General features: G+C 38.3%; 12 protein-coding genes. 2 read left to right on the plus strand and 10 right to left on the minus strand.

Features of this window, described 5'->3' with window-relative positions; all coding sequences use genetic code 11:
• Window positions 1-38 precede the first annotated feature (38 nt).
• The 6 genes from BMG01_RS05320 to BMG01_RS05345 all read right to left on the minus strand — a co-directional run bounded on the left by BMG01_RS05320 (window position 39) and on the right by BMG01_RS05345 (window position 5,428).
• Window positions 39-581 (minus strand): hypothetical protein, encoded by a 543-nt coding sequence (locus tag BMG01_RS05320; RefSeq protein ID WP_004910942.1) that lies wholly within the window; start codon window positions 579-581, stop codon window positions 39-41.
• Window positions 582-661: 80 nt separating this feature from the next.
• A complete protein-coding gene (locus BMG01_RS05325; protein ID WP_143471343.1) occupies window positions 662-1,105 on the minus strand; it encodes a hypothetical protein in 444 nt (147 codons plus the stop codon).
• Window positions 1,106-1,116: 11 nt separating this feature from the next.
• On the minus strand, window positions 1,117-1,569 hold the full coding sequence (locus BMG01_RS05330; protein WP_004910939.1) for an XRE family transcriptional regulator: 453 nt from the start codon (window positions 1,567-1,569) through the stop codon (window positions 1,117-1,119).
• A 158-nt stretch (window positions 1,570-1,727) separates the two neighbouring features.
• Window positions 1,728-3,239: a peptide chain release factor 3 gene (locus tag BMG01_RS05335; protein ID WP_004910937.1), complete on the minus strand. Its 1,512-nt coding sequence runs from the start codon at window positions 3,237-3,239 to the stop codon at window positions 1,728-1,730.
• 242 nt (window positions 3,240-3,481) lie between these two features.
• Window positions 3,482-4,078 (minus strand): hypothetical protein, encoded by a 597-nt coding sequence (locus BMG01_RS05340; RefSeq protein ID WP_036068147.1) that lies wholly within the window; start codon window positions 4,076-4,078, stop codon window positions 3,482-3,484.
• A gap of 279 nt (window positions 4,079-4,357) precedes the next feature.
• Window positions 4,358-5,428, minus strand: coding sequence for a DUF916 and DUF3324 domain-containing protein (locus tag BMG01_RS05345; protein WP_036068148.1), 1,071 nt, complete (start codon window positions 5,426-5,428; stop codon window positions 4,358-4,360).
• A 260-nt stretch (window positions 5,429-5,688) separates the two neighbouring features.
• Here BMG01_RS05345 and BMG01_RS05350 point away from each other — a divergent pair, with 260 nt between their 5' ends.
• Window positions 5,689-6,453, plus strand: a complete 765-nt coding sequence (locus BMG01_RS05350) for a WxL domain-containing protein (RefSeq protein ID WP_004910926.1) — start codon at window positions 5,689-5,691, stop codon at window positions 6,451-6,453.
• A 105-nt stretch (window positions 6,454-6,558) separates the two neighbouring features.
• On the opposite strand, the gene BMG01_RS05355 is transcribed toward BMG01_RS05350, so the two are convergent.
• Genes BMG01_RS05355 through BMG01_RS05370 form a run of 4 tightly spaced genes read right to left on the minus strand, consistent with a single transcriptional unit; the run spans window position 6,559 to window position 11,247 of the window.
• Window positions 6,559-7,179, minus strand: coding sequence for a hypothetical protein (locus BMG01_RS05355; RefSeq protein WP_036066433.1), 621 nt, complete (start codon window positions 7,177-7,179; stop codon window positions 6,559-6,561).
• A gap of 39 nt (window positions 7,180-7,218) precedes the next feature.
• Window positions 7,219-8,106, minus strand: coding sequence for a hypothetical protein (locus BMG01_RS05360; protein WP_004910924.1), 888 nt, complete (start codon window positions 8,104-8,106; stop codon window positions 7,219-7,221).
• Between the two features lie 11 nt (window positions 8,107-8,117).
• Complete coding sequence (locus BMG01_RS05365) at window positions 8,118-8,585, minus strand: hypothetical protein (RefSeq protein WP_036068150.1); 468 nt, start codon at window positions 8,583-8,585, stop codon at window positions 8,118-8,120.
• Complete coding sequence (locus BMG01_RS05370; RefSeq protein WP_143471346.1) at window positions 8,569-11,247, minus strand: pectate lyase-like adhesive domain-containing protein; 2,679 nt, start codon at window positions 11,245-11,247, stop codon at window positions 8,569-8,571. Before BMG01_RS05370 ends, BMG01_RS05365 begins: the two co-directional genes overlap by 17 nt.
• Before the next feature lie 121 nt (window positions 11,248-11,368).
• Here BMG01_RS05370 and BMG01_RS10930 point away from each other — a divergent pair.
• Window positions 11,369-11,448: helix-turn-helix domain-containing protein (locus tag BMG01_RS10930; protein ID WP_143471347.1), on the plus strand; the 80-nt coding region annotated here is incomplete at its 3' end.

An 11,448-nucleotide genomic window follows, 5' to 3' on the forward strand; every position in this document is an offset into this window, starting at 1 on the left:
TAATTGTTCGTAAAAAAACGCCACCTCTAGGCAGCGTCTTATTCTGGTAAAATGATTTGCGTTGAAGGGCCTTGTGGTTCAGCCTGTTCAGGTTGCTCTTGGATTAAGAAGCTGGGATAAAGTGTCAATGACTTTTCTTCAAAGCCCACAACAGATGAGCCCAACACACGTGTGATTAACTCCATCAAACGTTCTTCAAAAGTATCTTTATCAATATCTTCAATTTCTGCCTTGAGTGATTGTTGGTACATATTGATGTGCAAGTTAGGAATTAAGGCGTACTCTCGTCCAACTAGACCAGCCCATTCTTCAAACACTTCTGCAGGTATCTCTTCATCCTCATTTTGAGCAATAGGCATAAAATTGGCACTGAATGTGTTGCCAGCACCACCCTGTTCATCAAATTCCTCTTGTGTCATTTCGCCATTACTTAATTCCGTTGCGTATTCAAAATCAAACGGGCGACGTTCGTCAAAAATATGGATAAAGCCTGCTGTTGCTTGCGTTTCATCCGCAGCGTCAACGACACGCAAAATGCGATCTCTTTGGCCATTAAAAAGTTGTTGTGTGTAATATGCCATTATTTTTCTCCAATGTGGTGTTACTACATTTTAACATAAGTCACGACCAAAACTGAATGCGAATCCCGAATTAAATGAGGTTATGGCATAGCGTATGTCTTGAAATCATTGAAGTTATTGTGCATGAGCTTCTCATAATTATTCCAAGCCGATTGTGGTTGAATCGCATAAACGGCTGCCAAAATGTTATTGTATGCCACTCGCGCCTCATATTCATTACCGACAACGATGAGTGTTTTTATCACGGTCATCAATTTACGAATAACGTTCGTATACCAATCGCTGATAGCTGGTTCAAGACTATCAACAAGATCAAAATCACGCTTAGTATCATCATTTGTTTTTTCGTGAAACGCTCGTAATGTGTACCGATAGATTACAGTGAGTAATGCTTGTTGACGTACGATTTCCATTTTGAAACCAGCCTGTTGACAAGCTTGTTGTTGCATAATTGTTTTGCGTACAAACGGTAAAATTGTTTGCAAATCCTCGTAGCGTAGATTGTCCATGATATCTAATAACAAATTCGCATCCATCAGCGAGAAATAATGACGTCTGCACAAAATATTACGAGCTGTTGGTAAAATTTTTTAAATAATTTTCCCGCAACCTCTTCCGAATCATGTGCTTTGATTTGTGTAATAGCTGTTCCAATCGCCGCAACATCCTTGGTTTGTTTGTATATTTGTAATGCGTTTTCCACCATTGCTTCATCAACAATTGGCGCTTCTGGTTGTGACTGCATGTTGGTATTGACCGGTTTTAATGAACGCGCATACAACATAAACTCGTCAAGTGACACATGAATCACTTCCAAAATCGAGAGTAATCTGCTCATTGCAAGATCACCCGACCCATTTAAATAACCATAGAAACGACTACGTGAAATATCAGCGTGTGCCAAAATGATTTTTACTGGCACACCCTTTTCCCTAATAAAAAACTTTAATGCTTCATTATAGTGATTTTCATCAATATGAAAAGCCATGATATATTCTCCCCTTGCTTTCGTTAACTATTTCACATGTAATAATAACACATTGTTGTCCTAAAATGTAATATATTATCGTATGTATTCACAATTTTAACACCAAAAAGGCAAACAAAAACCACAAAATCGTTATTGATTTTGTGGTTTAGGTCACATTACATTTTTTCTTCTAGTGTCACATCTGGGTATTTATCATGGAACCAATTGAGTGCAAACTTGTTTTCAAATAAGAAAACTGGCGCGTCATAACGGTCTTTAACAAGTAAATTACGAGATGAACCCATTTTTTCGTCAAGTTCTTCTGGTTTAATCCAACGTGCCACTTTTGAACCAATTGGTTCAAATTGAATTTCGACGTTGTATTCATTTTCCATACGGAACTGGAACACTTCAAATTGCAATTGTCCAACGGCACCAATGATGTAATCACCACCATTCGAAGACTTGTAAAGTTGGATTGTACCTTCTTGTACCAACTGTTCAATGCCTTTATGGTAAGACTTTTGCTTCATCACATCTTTGGCAATCACACGGTTAAACAATTCAGGGGTAAATGTTGGCAAATCAGGGAACTGCACACTCTTTTTGCCAGCATAAATCGTGTCACCAATCTGGAAGTTTCCGGTATCATAGACACCAATGATGTCTCCGGGTACTGCTGTTTGTACATTTTCACGCTCTTCAGCCATGAACTGTGTAACGTTAGACAGCTTTAATTTCTTGCCATTTCGCTGTAAAGTGACATCCATACCTCGGTCAAATTCACCACTGACAATACGAACAAAGGCAATGCGATCACGATGACGCGGATCCATGTTGGCTTGAATTTTGAAGACAAAACCAGTAAATTGTGGACTGTCTGGCGAGATTACTTGATCGTCAACTGTTGTCACAGCAGCAGGCGCCGGCGCATAGGTCAAATATTCACGCAAAAATTGTGTCACACCAAAATTCACCAAGGCTGACCCAAAAAAGACTGGGGTCAATTTGCCATGAGCAATTTTATCGGCATCAAATTCGTTACCCGCATCACGTAATAACTCAATTTCATCCATTGCCTCGCTGACAACTTCTGGGTGATCACTGGCATTTTTGAAAGGTACTAATTCATCTTTTTGCAAATCATAAATGCCTTGCAAAATTTGTCCTGATCCAACTGGCCAGTTCATTGGATAGGCTTGAATACCTAAAATAGACTCTAATTCATCAACCAAATCAAGCGCTGGTCGTGCGTCTCGGTCAATCTTGTTGAAGAAAGTAAACACGGGAATACCACGTTGCGACACAATCTCAAAGAGCTTTTTTGTTTGAGGCTCAATTCCCTTGGCTGCATCGACAACCATGACAACTGAGTCAACCGCCATCAGCGTTCGATAGGTATCTTCAGAAAAATCCTCGTGCCCCGGTGTGTCCAAAATGTTAATTCGCTTACCTTCATAATCAAATTGCAACACTGACGAGGTCACTGAAATACCACGTTGTTGTTCAATTGCCATCCAGTCAGACGAGGCCAGCTTATTTGAGCCACGACCTTTAACCGTTCCAGCTTCACGAATCACGCCACCATGCAACAATAGCTGCTCAGTTAAGGTTGTTTTACCAGCATCGGGGTGAGAAATAATCGCAAAAGTCCGCCGATTTTTTAGTTGTTCTTGAAAGTTTTCCATAGTACTTCTATTTTACCCGAAAAACAAGTCGACGGCCAGCTTTTTAATCAACAGCCACTAAATCAAACACGCTAAGAAACTTAACAAAACTACTGACAACATTTCAATTAGAAAGTGCCCTTTTTAATCGAAATAGTGTTTCACGTGAAACATTTTTCATAACAAACATATTCACTTATAAAACTTACAAGGGTTTTATCTTTTTTGATGATGACATTACGCGATCTTACTGACAACATTAACTATTCAGAAGGCGTATCACCAAGTGTCCAGACGACACTAGTGTGAATTGATTTTCCCAACAAATTAGACACATCAACACTCGCTGGAACTAAAATCGCATACCCAATATCTGTACTGCTATTGTCAAGTGGAATAACTTCTTGATGCGCAATGGGACTATTATCGACGGTTTTCACGAGCGTGCTAGTCCCGCTAGAAATTAAGTTAATCTCATCATCAGAAATTAGCTGTACTAAAGCCATACTATCAGTTGTAGCTACTACTGACTCTGAATCATCATACCAATTATCGTCCTCAGTACTGACAGTCACTGTATACCCATCATTACTATCAAGCCTGTCGTCAGTAACTGTTAACTCAGCATCTCCCTTATATAACACGAAATGTCCAAGGTCTGACATAAATGTCTGGTTATCTGTATCCTCGAGATTACTCGTATCTAAAACACCAAAATCCATATCATCAACAGACATGCTCAGTTCACCATTCTGGAACTGAATATAACTACTAACAATAGTATCAGCTGAAATTGTAATGGGCGACTGGGCAATTAGTGCCGTTAAAATCACAATAATGATTCTATTGACTATTTTCATAACTAACCTACCTTTTATAACTACACATATTTACCTACCAGAATCAACATATATTATTATTGGACTGCCAATAACTGCGTTTCCAGCACTTGATAAAGGGAATGCCATTTAAGCACACAGCAGCGCAATAGCAGTCCCCTTATTTTTTGATTTTGTAAGTTTTATTGATTCGTAAGATGTTTTTTGGCATTTATCAAGAATACTTTGCCACCTTGTACGCTTAAAATTTAAAAATGATGGGACAAAGTGACACTTTAATAAAGTTCTACCGATTAACCCCTAGAAATGCTTAACATCATTATTGACGCTCTGCTTCTTTCGACGTTGCCACCAAAACAGAATGATTGCTATAATGACTGCACCGGCTAACACAAGCCACCACCAATTAAAGCCCTCATCATGAACAAGCGTGACATCTTTATCATTCAACTTCTTAGCTTCCTCATTAGTGATTGTGAAATCTTTTGTCAAATGCCAAGTGCTTTTTTTCGACTTAACTGTCATGTTCATCGTATATTTGCCGGGTTTGAAAGCATGTCCGTCAAGAGATAGCGGATATGCAAAAACTGAATTTGGCGTTATCTGCATCTTGCTTTTTTTGGCTTCATATAACACTTTTTTACTATTTTTACGGGTTACTTTGGATGTAATTGAAATACCATTCAAATATGCTTCCGTCGTGCTATGCAATTCTGAAATAATCGCATTGCGTGAACTGATTTGCCCAGCATCTACCTTTTCAAGACTGAGATTTTCTTTGACATCTGTCTTCTCAGCCGTTTGTAGCACAACACCAATAGCATAAGCGTAGCGATTACGAATCGTAACGCCAGCTTTTTTTGACGCGTTACTTTCTGTTGCAGTGGCAGCTTGTGTAATTGTGATACCACCCGCCACAATACCTTGCCATTGCTTATCAGGAATTTTAACCTTTATTTCTAACTTTTTTGTACTATTAGCTGGCACTTCAACTTGTTTCGGCAACTCAGCGACTTTTCCAAAATCAAACGGTGCTGACTTATCTAATTTATTTTTTGAGGGACCATATTCAGCCACAACGTTAATATTAGTTTTAGCAGCCGCTGCTGCCGTCGTCACTGTTTGTGATTTGTCAGTCGTGTTAGTCAGATTGACAACAAGCGTTTGCTCGTCATTGGGTTTTACTAACAAATCAAAATAAGTATGATCCTTATTAACTTGATTTTCTGGCAAAACGGCACTAACACGCATCCCCATAGCTCCTGAATCAGCAGATGACGATGACGACTCATCACCATGCGCTAATCCAAGTAATGGTGTCATAGAAAATGTTGCTGTCGCTAAAATAAGGCCAATTTTTTTAATTAGCATAACTTTTTACCTTCTCAACTTCAATTTATAGTTTTACTATACCAATAGTTTGTGACCTCACTTTGCGCATTTTGTGGACAAAATGGGAATTTTTTGTGTCCTTAAACCGCAATAAATGACGCAACACCTAATTAACAAAAAGGATTGGCAGATCACAACACTTTCTTCACAACTCGTCACAATCTATTCGAAAGTTATTACCAATTTAAACTAACCCATTTGATACACTAAACGTAAAGAAGAATTGAGGGTAATTTTGTATGAAAAAATATTTATTGGGTAGCCTGAGTTTTCTAGCGCTGGCAATGGCACCTGTAAGCATAGCGTTAGCTGATGGTCACCACACTTCAAAAGCGACAGTACGGCTTTCTGGGAATAAACCAATTACAATTATTAACAATGACACACCAGTGAAGCCAATTAACAACACTGCTATGTCAACAATTGGATCAGATGGTATATACGTCGCTTATGCTTCTGAACTAAATTTTTCGCCAATCATCGATAGTTTAGCAAGTAAAAAAAGCAATGAAAGTCTTCTATTAAAAACAAGTCACACCTTATATCCTTCCGCAGATCAGGTGCTCTTGAATAATAAGCAAGTGAACGTCAATCCATTCGTTCAAGTGCATACTGTTTCGAATGCACATGTCTGGTGCGCATCCGTGATTCAAACCGGTGACTTTAAAACAGCTGATGGTGAAACACTTGCCAATGCACAACTAAAAGTTAGTACTACTGATCATAATTTAAGCGGTACCGAATTAGGATCAACAGCTAATACACGGGATTACAATAATCAAGCTTTTGCCGATCAGCAAGCAGTTTGCATGATGATGGGCGAAGAAACAACAGCTGCGGGTGATTGGACCAACACATTTAGTCAGAAAAATAATGGCAAAAGAAACTATGTTGTTGGTGGTTTTTCATTAGACATTCCCGCGGGAACCACTATTATGAATAAGCATTATCAAGCAGAATTAACTTGGATTATGAACGATGTCCCATTGGTGTCATTATCATAAAATAGTAAATTAAAGGAGCGGATATATCTACTATCCGCTCCTTTAATTTACTATTTTCAGAATAACCTTTTGATATCAATCATTGTTAAAAAAATGCTATCTATACTAAACTTGTGGAATATCACTTGTCGTCCAAGTAATTGTTGTTGTTAGCGTCTTATTTTTAAGCGCACTCACATCAGCATTATTAGGGACAAAAATTCCAAAATTAACATGATCCGTCGAATCCTCATCATAATTAAAACTACGTTCGCTATTCTCACCTAGAATAGGCGAGTCAACGTCCATAACAACAGCGCCAGGACCATACAATATGTTTAAATCGTCATCTCCTGGATCTTTCATAAATAACACCAATTTCGTAACATCAGCAACCTTATCCTCACCTTGATACCAATCCCCATCAGTTGATGCAGTAATACGAAAACCGTCTCGTGAATTAAATCTTTTATCCGTCGCTACTAACTTTGCATCCCCTTGATAATATTTCATATGACCTAATGATGTTTGAAAAAATTGAGCCGTAGTATCATTATTTTGTAGCGATGTTACATCTATTTCACCAAAATCAAGAGATGGCACTGAGATATCAATTGCTCCATCTGCAAAATTGATACTAGAATGTGACGTATCGGCTTTAGCTGATACATTCATCATCAAACAAGACGATATTAAAATACTAATAACAACAATAACGTGACACCCTTTTAATATTTTTTTTAGCATTATTAATCTTTCCACCATCCTACGATTGCAAATTTTACGCTAACTATCACTGTTGGGCCCATTAACAATTGACCATGTATACTCTGCTTGATAACTTTTTGATTTTAAAACTATATTGCGAGGTAACTCAAGATATATACCATTTTTAATGCGTTCATTACTGTTGTAAGTAGCTGTCCCAGCTCTATTACCGTTGCTACCTGCTTCAATATTCGTTTGATTTTTCAGTGATCCATATTCGTAGCTCATAGTGCCAAAACTATCTGCTGATGGTCCAGCCGTCATCTCTAAACTATCTGGTCCAAAAGTCCATTCCGATCCAGCGCCTACTTCGCCACCCCAATTTTGAGTAAAATGACCCGTCGTATTAATCAATCCGGAGATGCTGTAATCAAAAAAGGGCACAGTCCTCACCAATAAGTTCGGTTGAACATCAATTTTATCACTCCCAGCCTCACGATACATACCTTGGAAAGGTTGCGTCATACGTACAGAAATGCTTAGAGGTTGATCATCTTTATCAGAACGTTGATCTACAATTTGCAAATATGGTCGTGTGATAACAGATTGATCTCCCACTTGTTGCACATTAGAAAGTGGCCAAACTTTATAACTCGTGTCTGATTTTTGCACAACTTGTCCATCGTCAAGTGAGCTCTCCGTTATTTCACCGAAGTTCAAGACTGGGAAATGTGTAAAACCCACACCATCTTCGATAATAATACCTTCATTTTCTTGGTTTATTACCTCTCCCACTGTACCCCAATCACTATTAGTATTAATGTTATTTAGCAACGAATTATTTGACACGTCGAACTCTAATCCATTCGTTACAGACCCATACTCAATTGAATCTGCAACAACTGTTTGGTTTATAAGAATCGATAGACTAATAACCGTTGCAAAAGTTAATATTTTTTGTAACATTATATTTTCCCTTAGTCGTCTCCAAGTACACTTGTTAGCGTCCATTGCATTATCGGCGTTTTTATATCATCATAAATATAATCCGCAACCGAATACTTTTTCAAACTATTTAACGTCAAATACCAGCCCTGACCATTACTTACTTTGTTCCAAGATGTATCCAATTCCACAACCATATCGCCATTATTTCCGTTAGGGGCCGTAGCAACCAATAATGAATCGCCTTCGTTACTCAAAAATGAACTATCATTTGTACTGTTAACATACTCAAGTTGTAACTCATCATCGCCAAAAGAGCCTTTATCAACCAATGACGCTTGCATCTGCCAAGGTGTTGTTTTTTGAATTGTGCCATCAGCAACTATTAAGTGACCGTAGTCCAGACTCAAATCAAGCGGTGCCCGATTAAATAAGCCATCTTTACCACGTTTCAGATTACCAAATGTCATTTTTTCAACTGTATCAGCTATGATTGGCAATTAACCGATACCCAACTGCTTCTGCCAAATAATCATGATAAGTATAAGTCGTTCGAGTTGATTCTGCTTCAACACCTTGATCATTTCCAATAACCCAAAACTCCAGTCCTTCACCAACTTCAATTGGATCATCTTGATGGGCATTATTATAATCAGTCATATTAAATGACCATTCTTTCCCATCACCATTCGCAGAATTATTAGCTTTTGTTAGTGTTGCTAACGTGACATACTGTTCAGCATTGTCTTCACCATTAATCAGAATGTTATCCGCAGCCATTGATGTTTTAAAAGTGATTGTGCCACCAACAACATTCACTGCGGGCAAATCATAGACTTGTGGTGCGTAGGTTGGTGTTGATGCCACCTTTGTTTCATAGGTTCCACCATCCACTGTGACAGACACTGTATCATCACCCTGTTGATATTTAACATGGTTATTTGCATCACCGCCTGGAATTGAGAAGTCTTGACTTCGATTGCTTTCAAAAACAAAAATACCATTGCTATTTGTCGTTACTGTGTTTTGTTTAACGCCAACCTGATTGCTTTCCCATGTCACTTGTTTGTTAGCACCACCTGTGCTTTCAAAGTCAGCAATTCCATCACACTCAGCATTTGGCAATGCAAAATTAGGAATCAGTTTTTCTGATATACCATATTGACCACGAATATACCGATCCGCATCACTAACTGCTTCTTCTTGGTTTTCGGCGTCACTAATCAGCGCCAACTTTGCATCTGTATCAGCTTCAGACATCGGCACCCATTTAAGCCAGTTAAATACGTATGACTGAATTTCAAAAACACGATAGTATCTGTTATTACATAAAGCACCTGCCGAACCAGTAACTTTTGATTCAGGCGTTTCTTTTAAACTATAATAACTACTATCTGTAGATCCAACTTGAGTTTCTTGCATCATGTCTGCAATACCAACTCGTTTCCAACTACTATATCCGGCAGGGGCATTATAAGTTAAATGATTGCCATTATTATAATTCGTGACAGAACTGTAAAATGAAACATCTGAATGCTTGACGTTTAATTGCATATACCCAGTTGTATATCCCGTCCAATCAGCACCAGCAACATCGGCATCAGTTTCTCTCTTATGATTTGCAATTAACATATATTTTGGTGATTCAACGTTAAAAACAATCCCGCCATTGGTTTCGTTAACACCAGCAGGAATAGAGAATGTCTGACAGCCCTGACCACTTTTTAAATAGAAAGTCGCATCATCGGCAATGTTAAATTCTCCTCGAACGAGATTAGCAGGTGCTTGAATAACACCAGAATAATCAGAAGCAGTCGTATTAGTCCCGTTCATTGCCAAGATACCAGCAGAGGCAACGTTAATTTTGGTTGTCAACATGTTAACGGTGCTACCTCGGCGTGACTGAAAAACAAATCCATCATCTTTGACATTCATCATCAACGTGCCAGCAATGTTAAGATTACTAATGGCGCCATCTATCACACCATTTTGATATGATAGACTGGCATTATTTGTTGCGCCAAAATTTAACCGTGACATGTAAACTTTGGCACCTTTTTCAATATCAATATTTTTAGCAATAGTATTAGTATAATTTTGGTACGTTCCTGAGCTACTACCTGAATAGTAGTTATTGTATAACGCCCATGTATTTGCTAAATAACTAAACGAATTTACACCAATAACCCCCGGTACATTATCATGAATACCTCTATAACGGACTGAGGCATCAGCATGAATATTTGAGCCCATCAGTTGAGTACCTCGGGTTTGCATATCAATATGGTTATAAAGTTCGATGTTCATACCCGGTACTACAAAGGCAGACATGGTATTACCTGCGTCGGTTGCAGGATCATTATCAATCGCCACTGTTACGTCTGATAATGTTAACGTGCCACCAATATCACCTGACGCGCTAGTTGTGCCACGATACAAGATACTATTACGAAAATCGGACATACTTTTAAAGTCATCTGCACTTGCTGAAGTAAACGTTAAGTGATTAATATTAATATCAGGCGCCACACCAGTTGATACTGGTAAACCGTAATATCGCGTTACAATCCTTGTATTAGTTGTGCCCGATGCCCGTCTAACAGTGAAAACGGATGAACTCAGATTGATAGTTTTATTGTTAGATGTAATTTCAATATTATTAGCTCTAGGCTTTAGTGCGTCCACCATATAATCATCGACTGCCTTTTCTGCATTAGAGATTGTGGGCGCCGCTGTACCAGTTTCTTGTGTTCTCAACTCAGCATCATACTTCAAATCAATATCATCAGTTACTGTTATTTTAGTCACAGCTGCGGTATTCCATGCTTCCGTAAACTCAGCTGCATTGGTCACTGTTACTTGCCCAGCCATATCTAATAAGGATATGTCACGTTTAGTGCTACTTGTTTTAGAATGATCTTTAGATTCAACTTCAGTGGTCTTTTTGTTGCTTTTATCTATCTTTGTGTCGGAAGATTCTGTTTGTGCTTCCTTTATCGCTTCTTTCACTGTTTCGTCTGAGGCCATGACCTTTTGCTCATCACGTACTGATGTTGCCATTGAACTCGTTGCATTCACTTCATCAGCTGCAACCATCATTATTGGTGAAATTAAAATATTTATTAGTAATATCGATAGGCATATTGATATTTTAATTTTCATGTTGTCATTTCTCTCTTGTATACTTATGGTAGATTGTAAAATTAAACCGAACACTTGAATAAAAAAGCCGCAGTGCCTTTAATGGTAATTGTCTAAAACAACCATAAAGGAACTGCGACTCATGACTAGTTTATCATCTCAAGAACGCACTGTCATTCAAACTTTACTCGAATTGAATTATTCTGTTCGTGCCATTGCGCG

It is taken from the genome of Leuconostoc sp. BM2 (assembly GCF_002095565.1).
In the GTDB taxonomy this organism is placed as follows: domain Bacteria; phylum Bacillota; class Bacilli; order Lactobacillales; family Lactobacillaceae; genus Leuconostoc; species Leuconostoc falkenbergense.